Source organism: Allobosea sp. RIT-PG3_2 (assembly GCF_057321085.1).
Map to the genome: position 1 here is coordinate 75894 of NZ_JBXWCA010000004.1, position 25288 is coordinate 101181.

At 66.2% G+C, this 25288-nt stretch carries 23 protein-coding genes and 1 pseudogene; 19 read left to right on the forward strand and 5 right to left on the reverse strand.

Features of this window, described 5'->3' with window-relative positions:
• Positions 1–223 precede the first annotated feature (223 nt).
• Both AC2FAN_RS13680 and AC2FAN_RS13685 read left to right on the forward strand, forming a co-directional pair.
• On the forward strand, positions 224–1438 hold the full coding sequence (locus AC2FAN_RS13680) for an MFS transporter (RefSeq protein ID WP_485174700.1): 1215 nt from the start codon (positions 224–226) through the stop codon (positions 1436–1438).
• Between the two features lie 128 nt (positions 1439–1566).
• Positions 1567–2925, forward strand: a complete 1359-nt coding sequence (locus AC2FAN_RS13685) for an amidase (RefSeq protein WP_485174702.1) — start codon at positions 1567–1569, stop codon at positions 2923–2925.
• Positions 2926–3030: 105 nt separating this feature from the next.
• On the opposite strand, the gene AC2FAN_RS13690 is transcribed toward AC2FAN_RS13685, so the two are convergent.
• On the reverse strand, positions 3031–3447 hold the full coding sequence (locus AC2FAN_RS13690) for an organic hydroperoxide resistance protein (protein ID WP_485174704.1): 417 nt from the start codon (positions 3445–3447) through the stop codon (positions 3031–3033).
• A gap of 317 nt (positions 3448–3764) precedes the next feature.
• Between AC2FAN_RS13690 and AC2FAN_RS13695 the strand changes: the two genes are divergently transcribed.
• Entirely contained in the window at positions 3765–4817 is a 1053-nt protein-coding gene (locus AC2FAN_RS13695) for an alpha/beta fold hydrolase (RefSeq protein ID WP_485174706.1), read from the forward strand.
• A gap of 256 nt (positions 4818–5073) precedes the next feature.
• Here AC2FAN_RS13695 and AC2FAN_RS13700 read toward each other — a convergent pair whose 3' ends face one another.
• Together AC2FAN_RS13700 and AC2FAN_RS13705 are read right to left on the reverse strand one after the other, a co-directional pair.
• On the reverse strand, positions 5074–6819 hold the full coding sequence (locus AC2FAN_RS13700) for a cytochrome c biogenesis protein DipZ (RefSeq protein WP_485174708.1): 1746 nt from the start codon (positions 6817–6819) through the stop codon (positions 5074–5076).
• Positions 6820–6992: 173 nt separating this feature from the next.
• Positions 6993–7178: a hypothetical protein gene (locus AC2FAN_RS13705; RefSeq protein ID WP_265050781.1), complete on the reverse strand. Its 186-nt coding sequence runs from the start codon at positions 7176–7178 to the stop codon at positions 6993–6995.
• Positions 7179–7411: 233 nt separating this feature from the next.
• Between AC2FAN_RS13705 and AC2FAN_RS13710 the strand changes: the two genes are divergently transcribed.
• From AC2FAN_RS13710 to AC2FAN_RS13725, 4 genes are all read left to right on the forward strand, one after another.
• Positions 7412–8152, forward strand: coding sequence for a response regulator (locus tag AC2FAN_RS13710; protein ID WP_485174710.1), 741 nt, complete (start codon positions 7412–7414; stop codon positions 8150–8152).
• A complete protein-coding gene (locus AC2FAN_RS13715; protein WP_485174712.1) occupies positions 8149–9468 on the forward strand; it encodes an ATP-binding protein in 1320 nt (439 codons plus the stop codon). The genes AC2FAN_RS13710 and AC2FAN_RS13715 overlap by 4 nt, the downstream gene beginning before the upstream one ends.
• Positions 9469–9655: 187 nt before the next feature.
• Positions 9656–11206 (forward strand): ABC transporter substrate-binding protein, encoded by a 1551-nt coding sequence (locus AC2FAN_RS13720; RefSeq protein ID WP_485174714.1) that lies wholly within the window; start codon positions 9656–9658, stop codon positions 11204–11206.
• Positions 11207–11234: 28 nt separating this feature from the next.
• Complete coding sequence (locus AC2FAN_RS13725) at positions 11235–12575, forward strand: MmgE/PrpD family protein (RefSeq protein WP_485174716.1); 1341 nt, start codon at positions 11235–11237, stop codon at positions 12573–12575.
• On the opposite strand, the gene AC2FAN_RS13730 is transcribed toward AC2FAN_RS13725, so the two are convergent.
• Positions 12562–13479 carry a LysR substrate-binding domain-containing protein gene (locus AC2FAN_RS13730; RefSeq protein ID WP_265050776.1) on the reverse strand — a complete coding sequence of 306 codons (918 nt, stop codon included), beginning with the start codon at positions 13477–13479 and terminating at the stop codon, positions 12562–12564. The two genes, AC2FAN_RS13725 and AC2FAN_RS13730, sit on opposite strands and share 14 nt — an antisense overlap.
• A gap of 92 nt (positions 13480–13571) precedes the next feature.
• On the opposite strand from AC2FAN_RS13730, the gene AC2FAN_RS13735 reads away from it, so the two are divergent.
• From AC2FAN_RS13735 to AC2FAN_RS13760, 6 genes are read left to right on the forward strand one after another with little or no spacing between them, the layout of a single operon-like run.
• On the forward strand, positions 13572–14690 hold the full coding sequence (locus tag AC2FAN_RS13735) for an NAD(P)/FAD-dependent oxidoreductase (RefSeq protein ID WP_485174718.1): 1119 nt from the start codon (positions 13572–13574) through the stop codon (positions 14688–14690).
• Positions 14671–14967 carry a (2Fe-2S)-binding protein gene (locus AC2FAN_RS13740; protein ID WP_265050774.1) on the forward strand — a complete coding sequence of 99 codons (297 nt, stop codon included), beginning with the start codon at positions 14671–14673 and terminating at the stop codon, positions 14965–14967. The genes AC2FAN_RS13735 and AC2FAN_RS13740 overlap by 20 nt, the downstream gene beginning before the upstream one ends.
• Positions 14964–16367: an FAD/NAD(P)-dependent oxidoreductase gene (locus AC2FAN_RS13745; RefSeq protein WP_485174721.1), complete on the forward strand. Its 1404-nt coding sequence runs from the start codon at positions 14964–14966 to the stop codon at positions 16365–16367. The genes AC2FAN_RS13740 and AC2FAN_RS13745 overlap by 4 nt, the downstream gene beginning before the upstream one ends.
• A complete protein-coding gene (locus tag AC2FAN_RS13750; protein WP_265050772.1) occupies positions 16364–17494 on the forward strand; it encodes an NAD(P)/FAD-dependent oxidoreductase in 1131 nt (376 codons plus the stop codon). The genes AC2FAN_RS13745 and AC2FAN_RS13750 overlap by 4 nt, the downstream gene beginning before the upstream one ends.
• Positions 17491–18435: an ABC transporter permease gene (locus AC2FAN_RS13755; protein WP_485174723.1), complete on the forward strand. Its 945-nt coding sequence runs from the start codon at positions 17491–17493 to the stop codon at positions 18433–18435. The genes AC2FAN_RS13750 and AC2FAN_RS13755 overlap by 4 nt, the downstream gene beginning before the upstream one ends.
• Complete coding sequence (locus AC2FAN_RS13760) at positions 18432–19301, forward strand: ABC transporter permease (protein ID WP_485174725.1); 870 nt, start codon at positions 18432–18434, stop codon at positions 19299–19301. The genes AC2FAN_RS13755 and AC2FAN_RS13760 overlap by 4 nt, the downstream gene beginning before the upstream one ends.
• Positions 19302–19326: 25 nt before the next feature.
• On the opposite strand, the gene AC2FAN_RS13765 is transcribed toward AC2FAN_RS13760, so the two are convergent.
• Entirely contained in the window at positions 19327–20307 is a 981-nt protein-coding gene (locus AC2FAN_RS13765; protein WP_485174727.1) for an AraC family transcriptional regulator, read from the reverse strand.
• 406 nt (positions 20308–20713) lie between these two features.
• On the opposite strand from AC2FAN_RS13765, the gene AC2FAN_RS13770 reads away from it, so the two are divergent.
• From AC2FAN_RS13770 to AC2FAN_RS13795, 6 genes and pseudogenes are all read left to right on the forward strand, one after another.
• Positions 20714–21112, forward strand: coding sequence for an STAS domain-containing protein (locus AC2FAN_RS13770; RefSeq protein ID WP_485174729.1), 399 nt, complete (start codon positions 20714–20716; stop codon positions 21110–21112).
• The gene (locus AC2FAN_RS13775) at positions 21087–21452 is read left to right on the forward strand and encodes a response regulator (RefSeq protein ID WP_485174731.1); all 366 of its coding nucleotides are present in this window, start codon (positions 21087–21089) and stop codon (positions 21450–21452) included. Before AC2FAN_RS13770 ends, AC2FAN_RS13775 begins: the two co-directional genes overlap by 26 nt.
• The gene (locus tag AC2FAN_RS13780) at positions 21449–21694 is read left to right on the forward strand and encodes a hypothetical protein (RefSeq protein ID WP_485174733.1); all 246 of its coding nucleotides are present in this window, start codon (positions 21449–21451) and stop codon (positions 21692–21694) included. Before AC2FAN_RS13775 ends, AC2FAN_RS13780 begins: the two co-directional genes overlap by 4 nt.
• Positions 21691–23793, forward strand: coding sequence for a chemotaxis protein CheA (locus AC2FAN_RS13785; protein ID WP_485175238.1), 2103 nt, complete (start codon positions 21691–21693; stop codon positions 23791–23793). The genes AC2FAN_RS13780 and AC2FAN_RS13785 overlap by 4 nt, the downstream gene beginning before the upstream one ends.
• Positions 23793–24275 (forward strand): chemotaxis protein CheW, encoded by a 483-nt coding sequence (locus AC2FAN_RS13790; protein WP_485175240.1) that lies wholly within the window; start codon positions 23793–23795, stop codon positions 24273–24275. Before AC2FAN_RS13785 ends, AC2FAN_RS13790 begins: the two co-directional genes overlap by 1 nt.
• A 112-nt stretch (positions 24276–24387) precedes the next feature.
• Positions 24388–24852 (forward strand): annotated as a pseudogene (locus AC2FAN_RS13795) (MCP four helix bundle domain-containing protein); the annotation flags it as partial.
• Between the last annotated feature and the right edge of the window lie 436 nt (positions 24853–25288).

The window sequence follows — 25288 nt, forward strand, 5'->3', positions numbered from 1 at the left end:
GCTCGTCGGCTCCCGGCGGCGAGCAGCGAGCGCGAACAGCGCGCAAACATTCCGATCGGCCCCCTCCGGTGCCACATGCATCTGGTGCAGGTCGGCCCACTCTCAACCGGTCTCGACCGCGCCTCTGCATTGCAAGAAGACCCGTCCAAGGCTGCGATCCGCCGAATCCGTTGCGGATGTTCGTGGACGCGCCGTCGCGGGCATGCGGCTTGGAGGAGCGGGATTGAAGCTGCCATTGTGGGTGAGCGCCCTGAGCGCGACTCTCGTTGTGCAAGTCGTCAGTTCGTTCGCTGCCGCCGCGATCCCGCTTCTGGGGCCGATCCTGACCCGGCGCTGGGGCCTGGCGCCTCAGGATATCGGCTATGTCTCGGCCGTGGTCTCGACCGGGATTTGCTGGTTCCTGGCATGTGGCGGCCCGATGCTGGATCGCTACGGACCCATCCGCACCTTGCAGTTCGGCCTCGTCTTCGTTGCCGCGGGCCTGGCGTGTCTGGCGCAACCGATGGCCTCGGTCGGCTTCATCGGTGCGCTGCTGGTCGGGCTCGGTCTGGCGCCAAACACGCCTGCCGGCAGTCAGATCCTGATGCGCGCCGCGCCGCCGGACCATCGCACCCTTATTTTCTCGATCAAGCAAGCGGGAGTGCCGCTCGGGGGAGCCATCGCCGGCATTGCCGTCGCCCCGCTGGTCCTCGCATTCGGTTTCGTCGGTGCCGTGTCGACGCTCGTCGCCGTCGTGCTCCTCTGCACGTTGTCGGTTCAAGCTTTTCGGCACAGTCTCGACACGGAAAAAGGGCCGCAGAACAAGGCTTGGGCTCGCCTGTTCCTGTCGCCCTCGTCGCTGACGAGATCGGCCCGGGTCCTCAACTCGCACCCGGTCTTGCCGATGCTCACCGCCATGGGCGTGTCGTTCTCGATCACCCAGGCATGCATTACGGCGTTCACGGCGACCTATATGGTCACGCAGCATGGAAAGAGCCTGGCGGAAGCGGGCTTCTACATGTCGGCGCTGCTGGCGGCGAGCACCGTCGCCCGCATCTTCTTCGGATGGCTGGCGGACCGCCTGGGCGCCGGCCTCTTGCTCCTGTCGGTTCTCGCGCTGGGGGCAGGCGGTTCGATCCTGCTGCTGGTGTGGTCCGCCGCGGCCAGCCCCTGGCTGATATATGGCTGCATGGCATTGGTCGGCGCGACCTCGATGGGGTGGAACGGCGTGCATATGGCCGAATTGGCCCGGGCCTCACCTCCGGCGCTGATCGGGGAGATCACGTCCGGTGCCAGCCTGTTCGGCTTCGTCGGCTCGATCTGCGGGCCGCTGGCCTTCGCCATCGTCGCCAGTAAAACCGGAGGCTTCACATGGCCATTCGTGCTTGTTGCCGGTCAGCTGATCGTTTTCGGCGCGTTCGCCCTTTGCCGCAGGCCAAGTGCTGCGCCGACCGGATAGTCCGGCCGAGTGGAACGGCTTCCCGCTGCGCAGCTATGCGGTGCGCCCACCACGTGCCAAATAGAGGCCCTCCACCTCCGAGGACGGTTGGCTGCTCCTCGAAATCAACGACGTCGATCCGGTCTGATATGCCCATGGCCCGCACACTTTCCGCTCTTGCCGACGATCTCGCCTCGGGACGGACGAGCTCGCTTGCCCTCGTGCGCGAGGCGCTCGCGCGGATCGACGCGCCCGACGGGGAGGGCAGGCTCGCCTTCATCAAGGTCCATCGCGAGGCTGCGCTGATCGCGGCCGAGGCGATGGACAGGTTGCGCGCCGCAGGGATCGCGCCATCACCCTTCGCCGGCATCCCGATCTCGGTGAAGGACCTGTTCGACCTTGCGGGCGAGCCGACGACGGCAGGCTCCACCGTGCTCGCCGATGCGGCGCCGGCCGAGCGCGATGCGCCGGCGATCGCGCGGCTGCGGCGCGCGGGCTTCGTCGTGATGGGCCGCACCAACATGACCGAATTCGCCTTCTCAGGCCTCGGTCTCAACCCGCATTACGGCACGCCGGCCTCGCCCTATGACCGCGCGACGCGCCGCATTCCAGGCGGCTCCTCATCGGGGGCTGCCGTCTCGGTGGCGGATGGAATGGCCTTCGCCGGGATCGGGTCGGACACCGGCGGCTCCTGCCGCATCCCAGCGGCGTTCTGCGGGATCGTCGGCTACAAGCCGACCGCGTCGAGCGTGCCGCGCGAGGGCGCCTTTCCGCTGTCGCAGACGCTCGATTCGATCGGGCCGCTCGCCAACAGCGTCGCATGCTGCCGCATCCTGCATGAGATCATGAGCGGGGCGGAATTGACCCAGGAGGGGCCGACCGGCCTCAAGGGCTTGCGCATCGCCGTGCCGCAGACCGTCGCGCTCGACGGGCTCGACGCGCATGTCGCTGCGAGCTTCGCGCGGGCGCTGGATACGCTGTCCAGGGCCGGCGCCATCGTCACCGAGGAGCCCTTCGCCGGTTTCGCCGAGGTTGCGCGCCTGAACGCCAAAGGCGGCTTCGCGGCGTCCGAGGCCTATGCCCATCACCGCGCGCTGATCGAGGAAAAGGGCGACGGCTACGATCCGCGGGTGCGGATGCGCGTGCTGCGCGGCCGCAACCAGGATTGCGCCGACTATATCCAGCTCACGCACGCCCACGCCGCCTTCGTCGCGGCGATGCGCGAGGAGGCCTCGGCCTTCGACGTGCTGGCCATGCCGACCGTGCCGACGATCGCACCGACGATCGCCGAACTGGCGGAGGACGACGAGGCGTTCACCCGCATCAACCTGCTGATGCTGCGCAACCCGAGCTTGATCAACATGATGGATGGCTGCGCGATCTCGCTGCCGATGCATCCTGCGGGCGAGGCGCCGGCCGGGCTGATGCTGGCCAGGGCCGGGGGAGGCGATGCCGCATTGTTCTCGATCGCCGCGGCGGCGGAAGCCGCGCTGGCGAGTGGTCGCTGACGGCTGGACGATCCCCAGGCGAAAACGCTGGCATCGGCAAAGCAGCGGCTCGATGGAAAGCCGATGCGAGGCCAGTCATCGACCGGCCTCGGCTCTCCTCGACGCCTAGACGAGCTTCAGCTCGACATCGATATTGCCTCGCGTCGCCTTGGAATAGGGGCAGGTCCGATGCGCCTCGTCCACGAGTTCCCGCGCCAGCTCCGGATCGAGGCCGGGCAGGCTGACAGTGAGGCGGGCCTGCAGGAAGTAGGCCCCGTCGGTCATGCCCAGGTCGACCTCGGCATCAACAGCGAGATCGGCCGGGAGAGCCACCTTGCGCTTGCCGGCGGCGAGGCCGATCGCTCCGATGAAGCAGGCCGACCAGCCGGCGGCGAAAAGCTGCTCGGGGTTGGTGCCCGCCCCCGAACCACCCGGAGGCGACAGCTCGATGGCGAGCCGGCCGTCGGAGCTGCGCGAGGCGCCGTCGCGCCCACCCGTCGTATGGGTCTTGCCGGTATAGAGAACCTTGTCGATTCTGCTCATGGAACACTCCATCTCTGTTGCCGCTCCTGTCGGCGGCTGGCGATGGGGTGTTTCCCAAGCCGAGATGTCCGGTTTGTTTGCGGATCGTGCCGATCTGCAAGGAAGCGTCTGCTTTTCCCGCTGCGATACAGTGCGATACGATGTCTTGCGGCGCTTCGCGGGCGCCGAGGGCGCGGAAGCCGGCCGGCGGATTGTATCCGTTCGTATCCGGAGCGCCCGATCCTACGCAGGCTTGCAGTTCCGGTCCGGGAGGACACAACGCGGATACAGCGGACGGGCTCTCTTTGCTTGCAGTCCACGCAATCGGGAACAGAACCATGTCGGAACAGATCGATCAGCCGCGCCGCAGCTTCCTGAGCACCCTGGCGCTCGGAGCAGCCTTCGCCCCGTTCGGCGCAATGAGCGGGGCCGGAGCCCAGACACGCGCGCCCTCTCCCACTTCGCCTGCCGCCGTCGCGCGGGGCGGCCATACCGCCTTTGCTACGCTGAAGCAGGTCGCGGCCGGCGTGCTTAATGTGAGCTATGCCGAGGACGGCCCGGCCGATGGCCCGCCGGTGCTGCTGCTGCATGGCTGGCCCTATGACATCCATAGCTATGTCGACGTCGCCCCGATCCTGGCCAGAGCCGGCTACCGGGTCATCGTGCCCTCCCTGCGCGGTTATGGCGGCACCCGCTTCCTGTCATCCGAGACGCCGCGCAACGGCCAGCAGGCGGCTCTTGCCACCGACATCGTCGCGTTCATGGATGCGCTGAAGATCGAGAAGGCGGTCATCGCCGGCTTTGACTGGGGCGCGCGGACCGCCAACATCCTGGCCGCGCTCTGGCCCGAGCGCTGCAAGGCGATGGTCTCGGTCAGCGGCTATCTCATCGGCAGCCAGGAACTCAACAAGACACCGCTGCCGCCCAAGGCGGAATTGCAGTGGTGGTATCAGTACTACTTCGCGACCGAGCGGGGCGCGGCCGGCTATGCGAAGTACACCCACGACTTCGCCCGGCTGATCTGGGAGCTCGCCTCGCCGCAATGGACGTTCGACGACGCCACCTTCGCGCGTTCGGCTGCTGCTTTCGACAATTCCGACCATGTCGCGATCTCCATTCACAACTACCGCTGGCGGCTCGGCCTGGCGCAGGGCGAGCCGCAATTCGACGCGCTGGAGAAGAAGCTCGCCGCCTTCCCGAGCATCGGCGTGCCGACGATCACCATCGAGGGCGATGCCAACGGCGCGCCGCATCCGGAGCCGGCCGCCTACGCCAAGCGCTTCACCGGCAGATACGAGCACCGTCTGTTCAAGGGCGGCATCGGCCACAACCCGCCGCAGGAGGCGCCAGCGGAGTTCGCCAAGGCTGTGATCGACGCCGACAGGCTCTGACGCCTTCGTTCTTCCTCTCCGGGAGCCGCCCTTGTGGCGGCTCCTTCTGTTTGCAGGCGACGCGGCGCCGCTTCAGGGCCGCTTCCTTGTTTTTGAGAAGCCATGAATGCGGCGGAGGCCGCTGGTCGCGTAGAACGCCACCATGGCGGATTGGGTCGTACCATGACGGCGTTCGTCCAGCCTTGCCCGTGCCCGCGGCACGGCGAGGACCGAGGCCGGGCTCAACCTCGCGGCGGAGCCCGATTGCTCTTCCCGATCAACCGAAGGTGAAGGCGTAGGCTTCCGCGCCTGCGTCGAGGAAGCGGATCTCGAAGACGCGCTCCCGCACCTCGCCGGACTGGCGGACGAGCTGGTAGAGCCGCGTTTCCGCGACCGTACCGTTGCCCTCCGCGTCGATATCGGCGCCACGATCGGCGCCCGGTGAGGCGCCATCGACCGTGACCCGGAAGCGCACGGGCTTGCCGGCCGGACCCGGCCCGAGCACCAGATGCAGGTCCCGCGCGCTGAAGCGGAAGGCGATGCCGCCACCTGCCCGTTCGAGCCCCGCACTCTCCGGGCCGACCGTCCAGCTGCCGAGGAGACCCCACTGATTGAGCCTGAGCGTCCGGATGCTGTAATCCTGCGGCCGGTCGCTTGCCACGCTTTCGGGCGAGGCGAAGCCCGCTGCCTTCAGATAGCCGAGATAGGTCTCGCCCGAACGGGCGTTGGCGAGGTCGGCCGGAGCCTGCGCGCCCGGCGCCTGCGGCGTCACGGACGCGCTCCCCGCGCCGCGATGACCCGCGGCTTCGGCCAGGAGGTCCTGGATGACCCGCTCCGTGCGTGCCTCGCCGCCTTCGCCGAACTGGCTGTAGCGGATCCGCCCCTGCGCATCGACGACATAGAGCGCGGGCCAGTAGCTGTTGCGGAAGGCGCGCCAGATCCGGAAATCATTGTCGGCCGCAACCGGATAAGCGATGCCGAAACGGGCGATCGCCTGCCGGATATTCCCGACCTTCTTCTCGAAGGCGAATTCCGGCGTGTGGACGCCGACCACGGCGAGACCCTGGTCCTTGTACGTCTCGGCCCAGGCACGGACATAAGGCAGGGTGCGGATGCAGTTGATGCAGGAATAGGTCCAGAAATTGACCAGCACGACCTTCCCGCGCAGTTGCTCTGCGGTCAGCGGACTGGAGTTGAGCCAGCCCGTCGCGCCGGCGAAACCGGGAGCCGCGCCGAGGTCCGGCAGATTGCTGCGATAGGGCTGAACGGCATTCTCGGCCGTGCGAAGCCCACCGGCTTCCGCAGGGCGCGGGCCGAGCTTGTCCAGCAGGTTCTGCTCGACGCCGACGGTGCCGGCAAAGGAAAGCTGGGTCAGGAGGCCGGTATCGAGCCCGAAGCCGATCGCGAGCACGCTTGCTAGAACCGCGATACCGACGCCTTGGCGGATACGTTCGCCAAGCCCGAGAGAGCGCTTCAGCGCCGCGAAGATCGGGCCGCCCGCCCGCAAGGCCAGGGCGAGGGATGTGGCCGCACCGGCTGCATAGGCGGTCAGGAGCAGGGCGGTTTCGGCGTTGGCTCCGTGCAGCGCAGCACCGGTCAGCACCAAGCCGAGGATCGGGCCCGCGCAGGGCGCCCAGAGCAGACCGGTCGCGACGCCGAGCAGAAGCGATCCGCCAACGGAGCGTGCCCCTTCACCATTGCTGGAAAGCCGATGGCCGAGCGCGACGATGGGGCGGGCGAAGATCGCGGCCGCGCGCTGCGAGACCAGCGTGGTGCCGAACAGGGCGAGGAAGGCGAGCGCCACATAGCGACTGATCTCGTTCGCCTGCACCGCCCAGCTGCCGCCGATGGCGGCAAGGCTGGCGACGGCGGAGAAGGTCGCCGCCATGCCGATCAGCATCGGCAGGATTCCACGGAGGAAGGGCTGGTCGGCGCGCGAAAAGACGAAAGGCAGAATGGGAAGGATGCAGGGGCTGAGGATCGTCAGCACGCCGGCCAGATAGGAAATGACGAACAAGGTCATGGCTGGTCCTCTTCAGGGCGGCGGAGGCGTTCCTGATGGAGCCTCCGCCGGATGCGCCAGCACTCGACCTTGCCGACGTATCTCCCGTGTTTCCCGAGGAGGCCGATCTGTAACGGCGTGTATCGACGGTGCCAGGCGAGCGATTGCGAAAGCCCGCCCGGTACTTGGTTCCGCTATGGGGAAACGGCCTTGGCCGCCTCGACGACCGGCTTCGAGACCTTCCGCCAGCCGGAGCCGCCAGCGAAGGCGCCGTGGACGATGACGATGTTGCGGATGGCTGCGGCTTCCACGGCCGAACATGTGCCGGCGATCGGCAGCATGAGCCCGCCGATGACGGCCGAGATGAGACGCTTGTGCATTGAAGCTTCCTTCCTGCGCAGTCGAGGACGATGAAGGCAGGCAGGCCGAATGATGGGCGGCTGCGTGCGGGCGCACCCTGCCGAAACAGGACGAAGCGTTCGACGGGATTATTGTCCGCGCCGGTATCGCGCCTGACAGCCGATACACGCGCTTACAATTCTCCTGCGCAAGGCCCGAGCAAACCGCGGAGGCTCTGCTATTTCTACGGCGACGGAAGCGGAAAGCCTTGCTGATGGACCATATCGACCATGTGCTCGTCGTCGACGACGATCGGGAGATCCGGGACCTGGTCTCGGGCTATCTGAAGAAGAACGGCCTGCGCGTGACCACCGCGGCGGATGGGCGGCAGATGCGCGCCTTCCTCGACGCCGACCGGGTCGATCTCATCGTCCTCGACCTGATGATGCCGGGCGATGACGGGCTCGTGCTCTGCCGCGAATTGCGCGCGGGCAAGCACAAGGCGACGCCGATCCTGATGCTGACCGCGCGCAATGACGACACCGACCGGATCGTCGGGCTTGAGATGGGCGCCGACGATTATCTCGCCAAGCCCTTTGTCGCCCGCGAGCTGCTGGCCCGGATCAAGGCCGTGCTGCGCCGGACGCGCATGCTGCCGCCCAATCTGCAGGTGACGGAAGCCGGCCAGCTCATCGCCTTCGGCGACTGGCAGCTCGACACCATCGCGCGCCACCTCCTCGACAAGGAAGGCACGGCCGTGGCGCTCAGCGGGGCGGAGTATCGCCTGCTGCGCGTCTTCCTCGACCATCCGCAGCGCGTGCTCTCGCGCGACCAGCTGCTCAACCTGACGCAGGGGCGCGAAACCGAATTGTTCGATCGCTCGATCGACCTGCTCGTCAGCCGCGTCCGGCAGCGCCTGCGCGACGATGCCCGCGAGCCTGCCTATATCAAGACCGTGCGCAGCGAGGGCTATGTCCTCGCCATGCCGGTCGAGATCGTCACGGCGCGGCAATGAGCGTCGCCACCCGCATCGGCGGTCTCCTGCATCTGCCGCGCACGCTGCGCTGGCGGCTCTTCCTCATCCTCTTCGCCGGCCTCGCCGTGGCGCATGCCCTGTCGTTCGGCGTGCAGTTCTACGAGCGCACCATGAGCGCCAAGGCGACGATGTACACGACGCTGGAGAACGACGTCGCCACCTCGATCGCGCTGCTCGACCGCCTGCCGCCGGAGGAGCGGGCGCAATGGCTCGACCTGCTGGCGCGGCGCACCTATCGCTACGAGCTCGGCCCGGGGCTGCCCGGCATTCCGGAACTGAGCCGGCGCGCGGCGGAGGTGGCCGAGACCATCAACGTCGCTGCCGGAAAGCGCTTCCCGGTCCGCGTCGAAAGCATTCCCGGCGGGCGGGAGCATCTCCAGGCGCATGTCACGCTCAGCGACGGCTCGCCGGTGACGATCGACGTGCTGCCGGCGCTGATGCCGCTGGCGACCTGGCTGCCCTATGTGCTCTTCGCCCAGCTCTGCCTGCTCGTGCTCTGCACCTGGTTCGCCGTGCGTCTGGCGATCAGGCCGCTGCTGCGGCTGACCAATGCCGCCGAAGCGCTGGACCCCAACCGCAAGACCGCGCGGCTCGAAGAGAACGGCCCGGCCGAGGTCGCGCATGCGGCGACGGCCTTCAACGCCATGCGGGACCGGATCGCGCATTACCTGCAGGAGCGCGTCCAGATCCTCGCCGCGATCTCCCATGATCTGCAGACGCCGATCACGCGGATGAAGCTGCGCGCGGAGATGGCGGAGGACAGCCCGGAGAAGGACAAGCTCGTCAACGATCTCTCCGAGATCGAGCGCCTCGTCCGCGAAGGCGTGGCCTATGCGAAGAGCGCCCATGGCGACACGGAAAAGCCGGCGCGCATCGATCTCGGCTCCTTCGTCGAGAGCATCGCCTTCGATTATCAGGACACCGGCAAATCGGTCGCGGTGTCGCGTTTGGTCGATGCCGTCGTGGTGACGCGACCGCATGCCCTGCGGCGCATCCTGACCAACCTGATCGACAATGCCCTGAAATTCGCCGGAGCCGCCGAAATCCAGCTTGAAAGGACACCCGGCGGAAAGCTGCGAATTCTCGTCCTCGATCGCGGCCCCGGCGTTCCCCACGATCAGCTCGATGCCGTCCTGCAGCCCTTTTTTCGGCTCGAACAATCCCGCAGCCGCGACACCGGCGGCACGGGCCTCGGCCTCGCCATCGCCCAGCAGCTCGCAATCGCGATCGGCGGCGGATTGAAGCTGGCCAACCGCCCGGACGGGGGCCTTCAGGCAGAGGTGGTGCTCAACTGAGATCGTCCGCTTTGTGCATCAAATCAACTCGGCGCGAGCCGTGGCACATCTCGATGCTTCACCGTCATCCCGTACGGTTCCGGGGTGTTTCATAACCGTTCAGAATACCCCATCCCCGATTTCGACTTGGACAGCCTGGGATCGCTGCGCCCACATTCGGGCAAAGAACAGAAATCGAGGGGACTACATGATCAGGAACTCTGTCATCGGGCTTGCCGGCCTGGTGTTTGCCGCCTGCCTGCCTGTCGCGGGCTCGGCTCAGGAAACCGTGCTGCGTGTCGCCGGCGATGGCGATGTTTCGACACTCGACGCGCATCGTGCCAGCGCCACCAGCGACAAGACCGTTATCGGTTGGTTGTATAACGGTCTCGTCCGCTTCAAGCCGGGCAGTGCCGATCCCAAGGATATCGAGCCCGATCTCGCCGAGCGCTGGGAGCAGTCGCCCGACGGCAAGGTCTGGACGTTCCATTTGCGCAAGGACGTCAAGTTCCAGGGCGACTGGGGCACGCTGACCGCCGACGATGTCGTCTATTCGCTGCAGCGCTCGGCCGACCCCAAGCGCTCGACCTTCTCCTCGGATTTCGCCGCAGTCGACAAGGTCGAGAAGCTCGACGACCTGACCGTAAGGGTCACGCTGAAATATCCGGACGTCAACTTCCTCGGTCGCGTCACCAATTATCACGGCGGCAACATTGTCAGCCGCAAGGCTGCCGAGGAACTGGGAGACAAGTTCGGCGGGCGCCCCGTCGGCACCGGACCCTTCGCCTTCGTCGAGCAGGTGACCCAGCAATACGTGAAGCTCGCCGCCAACCCGAACTATTTCCGCGGCAAGCCGAAGATCGACACGATCATGGTTCGCGTCATCCCCTCGGACAGCGCCCGCGAACTCGCCTTTACCTCGGGCGAGGTCGACCTGATGTATGCCAAGCGCGAGCAGCGATGGGTCGATTCCGCCCGCCGCCGCCCCGGCTTCAACGTCGAGATCTTCCGGCCCGGCGAATATCGGTTGCTTCACATCAACCAGAGCGTGCCGCCGCTCGATGACATCCGGGTGCGCCGTGCCATCGCCGCCGCGGTCAATGTCGACGACCTCGTGCGCTATGTCGGCAAGGATGTGGGTCCCAAAGGTTGTTCGGTCGTGCCGCCCGGCTATCTCGGAGAAGACTGCTCCGTCCGCTACGGTTTCGACCTCGCCAAGGCGAAGGCTTTGCTGGCCGAAGCCGGTCACAAGGACGGCATCACGATCAAGGCGATCGTTTCGAACATCTCGGCGCAGCAGCCGATCATGGAGATCATCCAGGCGCAACTCGCCAAGGCGGGGATCAAGCTCGAGATGCAGGTCGTCGACCACGCGACCTATCAGAGCCAGACGCGCAAGGACCTGAGCGGCCTCGTCTTCTACGGCGCGGCGCGCTTTCCGATCGCCGACACCTATCTCAGCGAGTTCTTCCATTCGCGCGCCACGGTGAATACGCCGACCGCGGCGACGAATTTCTCGCATTGCAAGGTCGCCGACAAGGAAATCGAGCAGGCCCGTACCGCCTCGGACGCCGAGGCGCAGAAGACTCTGTGGAAGGAGGCCCAGCACAAGATCATGGACGACGTCTGTGCCATTCCGCTCTTCGAGCTCCGACAGGTCTGGGCGCGCAGCGACAGGCTCGATTTCGGCTACGAGCTGAAGGGCGCGATGAATCTCGCCCCGCCGATCACCGAAGCGGCCACACTGAAAGCGCGCTGAGGGCGGCCGGCGCCGGGGACATCCGACGATGGAGACGGTGCGTCAGCTCGCGAGCTATGTCGCTGCCACTCGCCGGCCCTTGACGCCGGAGTTGCGGGAGGCGGCCTGCCGCAGCGTGCTCGACCTTGTCGCGGCTGCAGCCGCCGGCATTGGGGCGCCGGGTCCCCGCGCGGTTCGGCAAGCCGCCCGCGCGACGATGGCCGATGGCGCCCTTCCGGTCTGGTTCACCGGGCAGAGCTCGGTTCTTGCCGGCGCGATCTGGTGCAATGCTTCGGCAGCGGCGGCCCTTGATCTCGACGACGGGCACCGGATCGCGCGCGGGCACCCCGGAGCCGCGATCATTCCAGCCGCCTTCGCCGCGGCTCAGGAAATGGGCGCAACCACGGACGAGCTGCTGCAGGCGATCGTCGTCGGCTACGAGGTTGGCGTCGCGGTCGGGGCCGCCCGGCGCTTCTATGCCAATACCGGTATGTGGTCGGGCTACGGCGTGGTCGCGGCCCTCGGCTTTCTGAGACACACCCCTGCGGAGCAACTGGCGCACGCGCTCGCCATCAGCGGCATGAGCGCGCCGAACCAGCTTCATGCCGGGGCGGGTCCCGCCTTCCGCGCCCAGGAAGGCAGCGACGTCAAGGAGGGCATCCCCTGGTCGAGCGTCACGGCTGCGCACGCCGTGCTGCTGGCCGAAGCCGGGCATACCGGCCCGCTGACCTTGCTCGACAATCACGAGCATTTCCGGCTCGAAGGGCTGGCAGACGGGCTCGGCCGGCAACACTACATCATGCGCAACTATATGAAATTCCTTGCCTGCTGCCGGCATGTCCATGCCCCTGCCGATGCATTCCTCGGTCTTCTCGCGGAGAATCGCATCGACCCGCGCCGCATCGACTCCATCGACGTCGCCACCTATAGCGGCGCGCTGCGCCTGGCGAACCGGCCGCGCCCGCAGGGTTTCACGGACATCCAGTTCAGCATCCCCTATTGCCTCGGCCTGATCGCGATCGACGGGCCGGAGGCGCTCCTGCCGCTGACCGAGGCGGCGGTCGATCGGCCCGATATCGTCGCGCTGGCGGAAAAGGTTTCGCTGCACCTCGATCCCGAGCTCGACGCCCGTTTTCCGGCCGAGACGCTGTCCCGCGTCACCATAAGGGCCGAGGGCCGCGCATTCGTCTCTCCGGTTACGGCGCCACGCGGGGAAGCGTCTGATCCTCCGTCATGGGCCAATCTCGAAGACAAGCTGGAGCGGGCCTGCCGCTTCGTCGCCACGCCGGCACAGCGGCATGATGTGATCGCCGCGCTTCGCCGCCTGCGCGAGGGCGATCACGCGCCATTGCTGCAAGCCTTGGCGACGGTGAGGCTCAGCCCGGCGTAAGGATCGTCCGCGATATCTCCGCTGCCGCCTGTCGGGCGCCGTCAAGGAACGCCTCGACGAGCCGGGCATTGCGGCTGTCGCGGATGCGGCAGAGTTGGAAATCGAGCTGAACGGCGGGATCGAAGCTCCGGATCGCCACCTTGCCCCGCAAGCCCCCGATGGCGGAGGGATGAACCAGCGATATGCCGACGCCGGCGGAGACGAACTCGCACAGCGTCGGCGAAATGCTCACGACCATGACGATATTCGGCGCGACGCCGTGTGCGTCGAAGACCTGGCCGATCCGCCGGGCCGTAAAACTCTCCGGATCGAACGAGACGAAGGCGACGCCGTCGATATCGGCCGGGGTGATCACGCTCTTTTCCGTCAGCGGATGGTCGAGCGGCAGGATGCAGACGAGCGGATGGGCCATCAGCGGCTCGGCGACGATGTAGGGATTGTCGATCGGCGCGACGGTGAATCCGACATCGAGCTTTCGGGTGACGAGCCCATCGGCGATCCATTGTGAACTGCGCGACTGCACCGAGCAGAACACCCCCGGCTGGCTGGCGAGAAAACGCGATGTCGCCTGCTGGATGAAGGAGCCCGAGAGCGCCGGCATGACGCCGATCAGCAGCCGGCTCTGCTCGTCGCGGCGGATCGCTTCCACCGCGTTCTCCACCTGGCGCACCCCGGCAAAGATCCGGTCGATCTCCTCGTAGAGCCGCATGCCGCGCCGGGTCGCCGTCAGCCGCCCCTTCACCCGGTCGAACAGCTGCAGGCCCGTATCCGCTTCGAGATGGGCGATCAGCTTGCTCATCGCCGGCTGGGAGATGTTCATCATATCGGCGGCGCGGCTCACCGTGCCGTATTCGATGACCGCCTTGAAGGCCTCGATCTGCCGCAGGTTGAGCCGTCGGACCATTGCATAACCCTGCGGAATAGGAGGCCGATAAAAACGACTTTGACGAAATACAACATGGCTCCCTAACGTCGAAGCCGGCAAGGGAAAATCGCATGCGGCCCGACATCGTCGTCATCGGAGGAGGAACTGTCGGGGCAGCCATCGCCTACGGCCTCGCCAAGCGACGCCAGAACGTGTTGCTGCTCGATGGCGACGACGGCGACTTCCGCGCGGCGCGTGCGAATTTCGGCCTGGTCTGGCAGCAGGGCAAGGGGCTCGGCATGCCCGCCTACCAGGCCCTGACACGCCGGAGCATCGCGCTGTGGCGTTGCCTTTCCGATGCACTCCAGGCCGAGACCGGAACCGACCTGTCCTACGAGCAGAATGGCGGCCTTGCCTTCTGTCTCGGTGAACAGGCCTTCGAAAAGCGGCGCCTCGATCTGCTCCGCCTGCACAACCAGCGCGGCGAAGGCGAGCCCGACTGGGAGATGCTCGACAGATCGGCGCTGGAGCGCCTGCTGCCCAAGGCGGGTTTGGGGCCGGAGGTGACGGGAGCGAGCTTCGGCCGGCACGACGGCCATGCCAATCCGCTGCGGCTTCTGGCGGCGCTGCATGACGGGCTGACACGCCTTGGCGGTCGCATTCGCCACCGTTCACGCGTCGAGCGCATCGAGCCGGCGGGCGCGGATTTCCGTCTCGTCCTGGAGGGCGAAACGTTGACGGCGCCACGCATCGTCATTGCCGCCGGGCTCGGCTCGGCGGAGCTCGGCCGGCAGGTCGGCCTCGATGTGCCTGTTCACCCCGAGCGCGGCCAAGTGCTCGTCACCGAGCGGCTCGCCCCCTTTCTGCCGCTGCCGGCGAGCGGCCTGCGCCAGACGGCGGAAGGCACGGTGATGATCGGCGCGACCAAGGACGAGGTGGGCCTCGATACTTCGACCACGGCAACGGCGGCTGCCGAGCTGAGCCGCAAGACCGTCAGGCTGGTCCCGGCGCTCGCGGCGGCGAAGCTCGTCCGCCAATGGGCGGGCTTGAGGATCATGACGCCCGACGGCTACCCGATCTATGCCCAATCACAGAGCCATCCCGGCGCCTTCATCGCGCTCTGCCATTCCGGCGTGACGCTCGCGGCCATCCACGCCGAGCTTCTGGCCGGGGCGATCATGGACGGCTCGTTGCCTGAGACCCTTCTTCCTTTTCACCAGAGACGCTTCGATGTTCCGCAAGCTGCATGATCCGGGGCCGGCCGCCGTCACGGTCTATGTCGACGGGCACCCTTTGCTAGCCGAGGCCGGGGAGAGCGTCGCCGCCCTGCTGTTGCGTCAGCCAGAAGGCTGGAGCCGGACCACGCCGGTGTCGGAGAGTTCCCGCGCGCCCTACTGCATGATGGGCGTCTGCTTCGAATGCCTTGTCGAGGTCGATGGACAGGGCTCCGTGCAGGGCTGCCTGACGCCGGTCCAGGACGGCATGTCCGTCACGCGCCAGCAAGGACGCCGGAGCCTCTCGGCATGAGCGATGTTCACACCGACCTCCTCATCGTCGGCGCGGGGCCGGCAGGCATGGCCGCCGCCGTGACCGCACGCCGCCATGGCCTCTCGGTGCGTGTCATCGACGAGCAACCGGCGCCCGGCGGCCAGATCTGGCGCGCGATCGAGACTGCCGCGGCGACGCCGCGCCTGGCAAGGCTCGGTGACGCGTATCGTGCTGGCGTCGATCGCGCCGCCGCCTTCCGTGCCTGCGGCGCGCTCTACGAGGCGCAAAGCCAACTCTGGCAGATCGAACCGGGCTTTCGCGCCTTCCTGACGCGGGAAGGGCGGGCCCGCAGCGTGACGGCAGAGGCCGTCATCCTCGCCACCGGTGCGCAGGAACGCCCGGTGCCGTTCCCGGGCTGGACGCTGCCGGGCGTGCTGACGGTGGGCGCCGCGCAAATCCTGCTGAAGACGGCCGATTCCGTGCCTGAAAAGCCGGTCTGGATCGCTGGCTGCGGACCGTTGCCCCTGCTCTACATGACTCAGCTTCTGGCCGCCGGCGGGCGGATCGCCGGCTTTCTCGACACCACGCCGCGCGGCCGGCTCGGTGCGGCGCTCCGGCATCTGCCGCAGGCGTTCGGACGCCTCGGTGACCTCGCCAAGGGCCTGTCCTGGTCGATGGCGCTCAGGCGGGCCGGCTTTCCGATCATCCGCCATGTCACGGAGCTTCACGCCGAGGGCGCCGGTCATCTCGAGCAGCTGCGCTATCGCACGGAGGACGGCATCGAAGGCAGCGTCGCCGCCGAGGTGCTGCTCGTGCATGAAGGCATCGTGCCGAACATCCACGCGCCGCTCGCGCTCGGCTGCGCGGTCACCTGGCATCCCGGCCAGTCCTGCTACATCCCGACCCTGGATGCCTGGGGCGAGACCTCGCAAGCGGGCGTCTTCGTCGCAGGCGACGGCGCGGGCATCGGTGGCGCCGAGGCGGCCGAGCCGCGCGGGCGGATCGCGGCACTGCGCGTCGCCGCCAGATTGGGAAAGCTACGAGAGGAAGCGGCCATCGCGGCGGCACGCACCGAACGGACGGTGCTTTCGCGTGCGCTCGCCCTGCGCCCCTTCCTCGATGCGCTCTACGCGCCGCGCCGGCAGGTCTTCGCCCCCGCCGACGAGACGCTGGTCTGCCGCTGCGAGGAGGTCACGGCGGGCGAATTGCGCATCCTCGCCAAGCAGGGGCGCCCCGGCCCGAACCAGCTGAAGGCCTTCACCCGCGCCGGTATGGGCCCCTGTCAGGGGCGGCAATGCGGTTACACGATGGCGCATATCCTCGCCGCGGCTCAGAACCGGCCGGTTGAAGAGGTCGGGTTCTATCGCATCCGGCCGCCGCTGAAGCCGGTGACGCTGGGCGAACTTGCCAGCCTCGACGAGCGGGAGCCGGCTGCATGACCGCCGAACCGGTCGATGTCGCGGTGGTGGGCGGCGGGTTGCACGGCCTGTCGGCCGCGCTGCATCTGGCTCGCGCCGGCCGGCGTGTCGTGGTGATCGAGCGGCGCTGGACGGGCCGGCATGCATCGGGCGCCACCGCAGCCGGCGTGCGGACGCTCGGCCGCGACATCGCCGAGATCCCGATCTCGCTCGAAGCCATGGCGATGTGGCACCGGATCGCGGAGATCGTCGGCGACGACTGCGGCTTTCATGCGCATGGGCAGCTCCGCATCGCAGAACGGGAGGAGCACATGCCGGACCTGCTGCGGCGCGAGGCAAAGATGCACTCGCTCGGCTATGGCCATGAAGAAATGATCGATGCGAAGGAGCTTCGCCGTCTCGTGCCAGCGCTGAGTCCGCATTGCGTCGGGGCTCTGGTGGCGCGACGCGATGGCGCCGCCGATCCGCACCGGACCATCCTCGCCTTCCGCCGCGCCTGCCTCGCGGAAGGCGTCGTCATCGCCGAGGGCTGCGGCGTCGAGGCGCTCGACCGGCAGGGATCGGACTGGCTGCTGATCTGTGGCGAGCGCCGCTTCCGCGCTCCGGTCGTCGTCAACGCCGCGGGGGCGTGGGCCGCCCGGCTGGCGGCGCTGTTCGGCGACGGGATCGCGCTCGGCGTCCGCGCCTCGATGATGATGGTAACGGAACGCCTCGCGCCGCTGCTTGACCCGGTCGCCAGCGTGGTCGGCCGGGCGCTGTCATTCAAGCAGTCGGACCAGGGCACGCTGGTGATCGGGGGCGGCCTGCAGGGTGCGGCCGATCTCGACCTCGAACGCAGCACGGTGAACTTCAGCGAGCTCGCCAAGGGTGCGCGCGCCGCGAGCGACCTCTTCCCGGCGGTACGGGGCGTTCGCATCGCCCGCTGCTGGACGGGCATCGAGGCGCAGACATCAGACCATCTGCCGGTGATCGGCGCTTCGCCGAACGCGCCCGGGCTGTACCATGCCTTCGGCTTCTCGGGGCACGGCTTCCAACTCGTCCCGGTCGTCGGGGCCATCCTTGCCGAACTCGTGGTCGAAGGCCGGACCCGGCGCGAGATCACCGCCTTCGCTCCCCAGCGCCTGATGCAGGAAAGGGCCGCCGCATGACGAGCTTCGTTCTCAGGCGTCTCCTGCTCGCCATACCCACGCTGTTCGTGATGCTGACGGCGATATTCGTGCTCGTGCGGCTCGTGCCGGGGGATGCGGCCTCCGTCATCCTCGGCGACCAGGCAAGCGCCGCTTCGCTCGCGGCGCTGCGCGAAAAGCTCGGCCTCGACCAGCCGGTCCATCTCCAGTATCTCGCCTTCGTCGGCAACGTCCTCACCGGCGATCTCGGTCAGTCGCTCAGCAGCGGCCGCAGCGTCGTCCAGGAGGTCCTGCTCGTCCTGCCCTCGACGATCGAGCTGACGATCGCCGCCATCGCGATCGGCCTCGTCTTCGGCCTGCCGCTCGGTGTCGCGGCCGCGCTCAGCCGCAACGGCTGGGTCGACTATGTCGCGCGCGTCGTTTCGCTGGTCGGACTGTCCTTCCCGGCCTTCGTCTCCGGCATCCTGATGCTGATCATCTTCGCCATCCAGCTCGGCTGGTTCCCCGTGCTGGGCAACACCAGCGGTTCCGGCGACCTGACCGACAGGCTGCGTGCGTTGGCGCTGCCGGCCCTCAATCTCGGCATCATCATGACCGCCTATGTGATGCGCGTGACCCGCGCGGCGATGCTCGGCGTCCTGACCGAGGACTATATCCGGACGGCCCGCGCCAAGGGCGTGAGCCCCGCCCAACTCGTCGTGACGCATGCCCTGCGCAACAGCCTGATCCCGATCATCACGGTGGTCGGGCTCTATTTCGGCACGCTGATCGGCAATTCGGTGCTGACCGAGATTATCTTCAACCGCCCGGGGCTGGGCAAGCTGATCATCGGCGCGCTGAACTCCCGCGACTACACGCTGCTGCAGGGGCTGATGATCATCTTCGCCATCTGCGTGATCATCGTGAACACCGCGACGGACATGGCCTATGGCCTCGTCGATCCCAGGGTGAAATACACATGAGCGCCGTCACCAGCACGACCGTCGACCTGCGGCCGGGTGGCCTCTGGCTCGCCTTCAGCCAGAACAAGCTCGCCTGGATCGGCCTCGTCCTTCTCGCCTTCATCGTCTTCGTGGCGGCGTTCGCGCCGTGGCTCGCGCCTTACGATCCGCTGGAGCAGAACATCGTCGCGCGGCTCGAGCCGCCATCGGCCGAATTCTGGCTCGGCACCGATTCCTACGGCCGCGACGTGCTCTCGCGCCTGATCTACGGCGCCCGCATCTCGCTCTTCGTCGGCTTCGTCGCGATCCTCATCGCCATGCTGATCGGCACCGCGATCGGCGTGGCCGCCGGCTATATCGGCGGGATCTTCGACCAGCTCGTGATGGGCGTCCTCGACGTGTTGCTCGCCTTCCCGACCTTGCTGCTCGGCCTGATGATCGCGGCGATGCTGGGCGCCAGCCTGGAGAACCTGATCATCGCGATCGCCGTCACGGAGATCGCGCCTTTCGCTCGCGTCGCCCGCGCGCCGACGATCACGCTGCGCCAGCGCGATTTCGTCGAGGCCAGCCGCTCCTATGGCTGCGGGCCGTTCCGGATCATGACCCGGCACATCCTGCCCAACATGCTGTCGGACGTGGTGGTGATGAGCTCGCTCTGGCTGGCATCCGCGATCCGGACGGAGGCCTCGCTCAGCTTCATCGGGCTCGGCGTGCCGCCCCCCGCCGCGACCTGGGGCAGCATGATCCGCGAGGGCTTCGAGAACATCCTCGACGCCTGGTGGCTCGCGGTTTTCCCGAGTCTCGCGATCCTCGCGACGGTGCTGGCGCTCAACCTGCTCGGCGATGCCCTGCGCGATGCATCCGATCCACGCATGCGGTCCAGGTGACGAGAAGACCAGCCCCGTGCTGGCGTCAGCGCGCCAGCCTACCGCGCTTCACGGTCTCGCGCGGACTTTCTCCGAAAGCCTTTCGGTAGGTCAATGACAGGCGGCTCGGGTGCACGAAGCCCCAACTGGCGGCGATCTCGGCAACGCTCCGGTCGCCACCTGCTACAAGCTCGTCCCTGAGCCCTTCGAGGCGATAACGCATCAATGTGGAAAGAGGGGTTTCGTCGCGATAGCGTTTGAAAGAGTACTGCAGAGCTCTCACCGAGATGCCGAGATGCGCGGCCGCATCGCTTACGCCGATGGGCTCCTTGCGATTGGCAAACATGAAATCCTCTGCCTTTGCCACCTCCGCCAAGGCGATGGTTTCTCCGCGCGCAGATAATCCCAAGAGTTGGTCTTTGCCCAAGCTTGCCACTGCCAGCTCGATAAAAGCATCCTTGCATCTTCTGAGTTTGATATTGGATGACTCGAGCATATTATGGCTGAAAAGCAGATCCATGATGATGTTCGTGTAGTTGAAAAACGCCGATCCCAATAAGCTGCTTTTGTCGATAACGAATACAAAATCGCTCAAGTTGCGAATCGGATACCCAAGATGGGTAGCGAGATTGGCTCGCACGGTGTCGACGCGCGCCATGAATATTATATCGCGGCGGCCAGCAGAGTATGCGATGGATTTTATTGTTCTCGCGTTGCAGAATGTTATCAGATTATCATTGCTTATGGAATCGTGTTTTGAAAATCTGATTTCGGAAGATCCGGAAATCGGAACATGGCAAAGTACGAAATCACCTTCAGTCGACGGATTAAATCTGATCCCGTTGATGAATTCGCTTCGCCCCATGACGAAATCATCATAAGCGACAAGGTCGGAGCGGACATCGAGTCTTGAGCGCTCGACTGGAGTTGCAATACAGGGAGCGAAGAGGCGGCTCAGCGTCTCCGAAACATAATCCACGTCATCCGACGCGATATTGATTCTCCAGTTTGATTTCTCTTCGGTCAAGGCGGTCCCCGCTAACAGCTTCACGCGTGCCCTAACCGCCGGCTCTAAGCCATCGCCATAAAGTGCGCCGATATCACCGGTAGATCGACGATATCGTCTTCCAAGCCAACCACCTGACGCAGAGCCTGCCTTGGAAACAGCGACGTTGGCGTTGTCTCCGAGGTGGGCGCTCTGGCGTGCGCTCCGGAGAAGCCGCCAGGGACATCTTCAACTTGCCTCAAATATACCCTGTTGGCCCCGACGAGTGTCAAGCGTCACTATCGCCTCTAAGCAGGAGGGGTCAGCGCATCGGGTATCAAAATATTGTAACTCTAGCCTGTCATCTAGCAAGAAAACGAACGGTATATCCATAAAGCGAATATCAATTCATAAAAATAGCCAGCTAATTCGATGAATTAACTATTTAGTGTCAGATTATTGCCAGTTTTCGCTCACGGAATGTCAACGACAGTTGCGGGAGCGGAACTTGATTCCTGATCAACCAAGAACAGAAGCGCTTCTGTTGGAGGCTTCCCATACGATCGGCAATGCCGGGGAGTTGAGACATAGTCTAGATGCGGCGCTTTCGGCTCGCCTGCCCCTCGAACTCGACGCTTCCCGTGTCGAGCACGCGGATCTGACGTTCGTCCAGCTCGTCGTTTCCGCAGCGAAGTCCTTCGAAGCGTGCAGGCTGCCGTTTTCCATCCTGCGCGCTTCCAAGCCCGCCAGCGCGGCATTCGCCCGCGCCGGCGTAGTGCTGCCCGCGCATCTCAATCCTTTTGAAGGGGAAGGAGCTGGCCATGGCGACGATACTCACGGTCGATGATTCTCCGAGCATTCGCCAGATGATCAGGCTGGTGCTCGCTCCAAACGGGCACGTCATCGTCGAGGCCGGCGATGGTTCCGAGGGGCTTGAGAAGGCGAAGGCCGAAAGCTTCGATCTGGTGGTCACTGATCTCAACATGCCGGTGATGAACGGCATGCAGATGATCCGCGGCCTGCGTGCGCTGCCGTCCTTCACGGGCGTGCCGATCGTCTTCCTGACCACCGAATCCGACGATGCCGTCAAACAGGAGGCCAAGGCCGCCGGTGCGACGGGATGGATCACCAAGCCCTTCAAGCCCGAACAGCTTCTCGCCGTCGTCGCAAAACTGGTGCGCAGATGACCGCCGGCTGTCCCATGCTGTCGCCACTTGAGGAACTGTCCAGGCATCTGCGGCAACTGGAAGCCGCTCTCGTCGATCTCTGCGGCGTCGCTGACAGATGCCATGAAGCCGCGAGCGCCCTCACGATCCTGAAGATGGTGAAGAAGGCCCGCGCCGCGACCGATCAGGTGCGCGAAGAGGCCGGGTCCGCCGCACACCCGTCTCCTAGAGAGACCGTCGTCCTCAAGCTGTTGTGCAACTGATGGAACTCGATCCGATCGAAACCTTTCGGCAGGAAGCCGCCGAGCTGCTCGACAGCCTCGAGACGGTCCTGCTCGACCTCAGCCAGACCCCGCGGAACCGGGATCTGATCGACGCGGCCTTCCGGGCGCTGCACACGATCAAGGGCTCGGGCGCGATGTTCGGCTTCGACAAGGTCGCTGCCTTCACCCATGATTTCGAGACGGCCTTCGATCTGATCCGCAAGGGCAAGATCGACGCGAACCGCGACATCGTCACGGTCTCGCTCTCGGCCAAGGACTATATCCGCACGCTGATCGACGATCCCGACTCCACCGACCCGATCATCGGCGAGGCGATCGTCGAGGAGCTGCAGCGCATCGTCGGCGGCGGCCCAGGACAACCGGCCAACGCTGTCCGCGATACGAACGGCCTGTCGGCGGCGGCCGAAGGCGAGGGGGAGATGCAGTCCGAGCCGGCTGACGATCTCTTTTTCTCGCCCGCCGCGCCGTCCGGCTGGCTCATCGAGATCGGGTTCGAGCCGAATATCCTCCGCAACGGCACCAACCCGCTCGTCCTGCTCGACGATCTGCGGGCGCTCGGCCCCTGCACCGTCGAGGCCGATCTCGACCAGGTGCCGGAACTCGGCGCGCTCGACCCTGAAAGCTGCCTGATCTCCTGGATGGTGACGCTGTACAGCGCCTGCCCGAAGCAGGAGATCGAGGACGTCTTCATGTTCGTCCGAGACGAGATGACGCTCGTCATATCCGCGCTCGACGGGCCTGCCGTTTGCCTTCCTCCGGCGCTGGATATGTCGATGCCGGACACCGCGCCGGAGCCGGTCGCCGCTGTGCCGGCTGCAGTTCTGCCGGCCGCTATCCCCGAACGCACCGCCGTTGCCGCGCCGGAAAAGGCCGAGCTGAGTCGTCGCGCCGAGGACAAGACCTCGACCGTTCGCGTCCAGGCCGAGCGGCTCGACGAATTGATGGATCGTGTCGGCGAGCTCGTCATCGCCCAGGCCAGGCTCTCCCAGCTCGCCCATTCCGGCACCGACCTCGCGATCAAGGCGATTGCCGAGGAAATCGAGCGGCTGGCCTCCGGCCTGCGCGATTCCACCATGGGCGTGCGCATGGTCCCGATGGGCGCGCTCTTCGGCCGCTTCCGCCGCCTCGTCCACGACCTGTCGCGCGATCTCGGCAAGCCAGTCGACTTCGTCACCGTCGGCGAGGATACCGAACTCGACAAGACGATGATCGAGCGCCTCGCCGATCCGCTGGTCCACCTCATCCGCAACGCCATCGACCACGGCATCGAATCGACGAAGCGGCGGGGCGAAACCAGCAAGCCGGCGACGGGCCGCATCGAGCTCGCGGCGCGTTACGTCGGGGCGCAGGTGCTGGTGACCGTGCAGGATGATGGCGCCGGCCTCGACACGGCCCGGATCCGCGCCAAGGCCGAGGAACAGGGCCTGATCCAGCCGGGCGTCGCGATGGGCGAGCACGACATCCACCAGTTCCTGTTCCATCCCGGCTTCTCGACCGCCAGGACGATCTCGGCCTTGTCCGGCCGCGGGGTCGGCATGGACGTGGTCAAGCGCACCATCGAGGCCATGCGCGGCACGATCGACCTCGCAACGGTGCCCGGCCACGGCTCCAGCGTGACCCTGCGCCTGCCGCTGACGCTCGCCATCATCGAAGGACTTCTGATCCGCGTCGGCGAGGGCTGCTACATCATCCCGCTCTCGGCGGTCGAGGAATGCGTGGAACTGACGGCCGCGCAGGAGGCCCGCTCGCGCGGCCGCAACTTCTTCAATGTGCGCGGGGACCTCGTACCCTTCCTGCGCCTGCGCGATCTCTTCGACGCGCAGGGAGAAGCCGATCCGCATCAGAAGATCATCATCACGACGATGGGCGACACCCGCATCGGCCTCGTCGTCGATCAGATCATCGGCAGCCACCAGACCGTGATCAAGTCACTCTCCAAGCTCCATTCCGACGTCACGATGTTTTCCGGCGCGACCATCCTCGGCGATGGTTCCGCGGCGCTCATCCTCGACGTCGCCCAACTCGCGACGCTCGGCCAGGGTCGGGCCGAGAGCGACAAGACGCCGGAGGCCGCATGATGCAGCAGGTCCAGACGTATGAGGCCGTGCAGGCGGCTCCCGCAATCGCGGATACCCGGCTTCAGGTCCTGATGGTCGGGCTCGGCAACGAGATCTTCGCGATCGAGACCGATCTGGTGCGCGAGATCATCGACCCCGTGCCGGTGACCCTGGTGGCCGGGGCGCGCAGTTTCCTGCAGGCGCTGATCAATGTCCGCGGCAACGTCATCCCGCTGGCCGATCTGCGCCTGCGCTTCGGCATGCCCCGGACGCAGCAGACGGCCGACACGCGAATCGTCGTTATCGAGGTCGAGATCGACGGCGACCCGGTCACGCTCGGGCTTCTCGCCGACAAGGTCTACGAGGTCACCGAGATTTCGATGAAGCACGCCCAGCAGACGCCGCGGCTCGGCAGTCTCTGGCGGCCCGAATTCATCCGCTTCATCACCAAATGGGCCGACGAATTCGTGGTCGTTCCCGACATCGAAAAGATCCTGTCCTGAGTTTGCGAGATCAAGACTTCACGTTGCTTATCTGGGCCTTTTGCCCTTCGGGACGCCTACGCCGAATCCGCCTCTCCCTTACCCTCCGTTTTCCAGCGAGACAGTCATGCGTATGACCATCAAGACCAAACTGGCCGGCGCCTTCGGCGTCGTCATCGCCCTGTCAATGGCCGCCGGCGGCCTCTCCTATGTCAAGCTGACCGAAATGACGGAGACCCAGACGGCTCTCGTCAACTGGACCAACCGGATGGACCAGCTCGGCGATATCCGCGAGAGCCTCAACATAGGCATCCGTTCGGAAAAGAACGCGGTGCTTTCGACCACGGACAAGGACACGGCCGACTTCGTCGGCCGGTCGAATGTCGCGCTGGCCAAGGCGCGCAAGGAAATCGCGGATCTGGCGGCGGTAGCGAGTGCGGACGGGCGGCGTCGCATCGATGCGATGCAGCCGAAATTTGCCCGGTACACGGCTGTGCAAGAGGAGACGCTCCGCAATGCGAAGCTCAACTCCAGCAACCGCGCGGTGCAGCTCTGGGAGACGGAAGGCAAGCCTGTACGCGACGCGTTCGTCGCGATGGTCAACGAGATCAAGTCGGAGCTCGATGCCAAGAACACGAGCGAATCCCAGCGCGCGGTCTTGGCCCTCCTCGATCTACAGCTGGTGAACCGTCAGGTCCTGATCACGATGGCGGAGAGCTTCGGGGCGGGTTCGACAGACGAGCTGGCCAGGGCCGTAAAGGAGGCCGGCGCGGACCTGGCGGCCCTGAAGGCGGCTGTGCCGAAGACCGCGAGCACGATCGCCGCGGCCGGCGTGTCGGCGGGCAATCTGTCGCCGATGACCGACCGTTTCATCGCGAGCGTCGCTAAGGTCGTCAGCGTCGTGGCGGAGGGCGGCAACCTCAAGGCAACGAACCTCTCGATGGGCGAGGGGCGAGACGCGATCAACGACCTGTTGGCCTCGTTCAACGAGTACAACGAGTTCATCAAGACCTCTTCCTACAACGCCGCAAAGA

Bases quoted from the DNA above. Each gene is read 5' to 3' on its own strand.
- AC2FAN_RS13685 (WP_485174702.1), top strand. From the start codon at position 1,567: ATGCCCATGGCCCGCACACTTTCCGCTCTTGCCGACGATCTCGCCTCG.
- AC2FAN_RS13690 (WP_485174704.1), bottom strand. From the start codon at position 3,447: ATGAGCAGAATCGACAAGGTTCTCTATACCGGCAAGACCCATACGACG.
- AC2FAN_RS13695 (WP_485174706.1), top strand. From the start codon at position 3,765: ATGTCGGAACAGATCGATCAGCCGCGCCGCAGCTTCCTGAGCACCCTG.
- AC2FAN_RS13700 (WP_485174708.1), bottom strand. From the start codon at position 6,819: ATGACCTTGTTCGTCATTTCCTATCTGGCCGGCGTGCTGACGATCCTC.
- AC2FAN_RS13705 (WP_265050781.1), bottom strand. From the start codon at position 7,178: ATGCACAAGCGTCTCATCTCGGCCGTCATCGGCGGGCTCATGCTGCCG.
- AC2FAN_RS13710 (WP_485174710.1), top strand. From the start codon at position 7,412: ATGGACCATATCGACCATGTGCTCGTCGTCGACGACGATCGGGAGATC.
- AC2FAN_RS13715 (WP_485174712.1), top strand. From the start codon at position 8,149: ATGAGCGTCGCCACCCGCATCGGCGGTCTCCTGCATCTGCCGCGCACG.
- AC2FAN_RS13720 (WP_485174714.1), top strand. From the start codon at position 9,656: ATGATCAGGAACTCTGTCATCGGGCTTGCCGGCCTGGTGTTTGCCGCC.
- AC2FAN_RS13725 (WP_485174716.1), top strand. From the start codon at position 11,235: ATGGAGACGGTGCGTCAGCTCGCGAGCTATGTCGCTGCCACTCGCCGG.
- AC2FAN_RS13730 (WP_265050776.1), bottom strand. From the start codon at position 13,479: ATGGTCCGACGGCTCAACCTGCGGCAGATCGAGGCCTTCAAGGCGGTC.
- AC2FAN_RS13735 (WP_485174718.1), top strand. From the start codon at position 13,572: ATGCGGCCCGACATCGTCGTCATCGGAGGAGGAACTGTCGGGGCAGCC.
- AC2FAN_RS13740 (WP_265050774.1), top strand. From the start codon at position 14,671: ATGTTCCGCAAGCTGCATGATCCGGGGCCGGCCGCCGTCACGGTCTAT.
- AC2FAN_RS13745 (WP_485174721.1), top strand. From the start codon at position 14,964: ATGAGCGATGTTCACACCGACCTCCTCATCGTCGGCGCGGGGCCGGCA.
- AC2FAN_RS13750 (WP_265050772.1), top strand. From the start codon at position 16,364: ATGACCGCCGAACCGGTCGATGTCGCGGTGGTGGGCGGCGGGTTGCAC.
- AC2FAN_RS13755 (WP_485174723.1), top strand. From the start codon at position 17,491: ATGACGAGCTTCGTTCTCAGGCGTCTCCTGCTCGCCATACCCACGCTG.
- AC2FAN_RS13760 (WP_485174725.1), top strand. From the start codon at position 18,432: ATGAGCGCCGTCACCAGCACGACCGTCGACCTGCGGCCGGGTGGCCTC.
- AC2FAN_RS13775 (WP_485174731.1), top strand. From the start codon at position 21,087: ATGGCGACGATACTCACGGTCGATGATTCTCCGAGCATTCGCCAGATG.
- AC2FAN_RS13780 (WP_485174733.1), top strand. From the start codon at position 21,449: ATGACCGCCGGCTGTCCCATGCTGTCGCCACTTGAGGAACTGTCCAGG.
- AC2FAN_RS13790 (WP_485175240.1), top strand. From the start codon at position 23,793: ATGCAGCAGGTCCAGACGTATGAGGCCGTGCAGGCGGCTCCCGCAATC.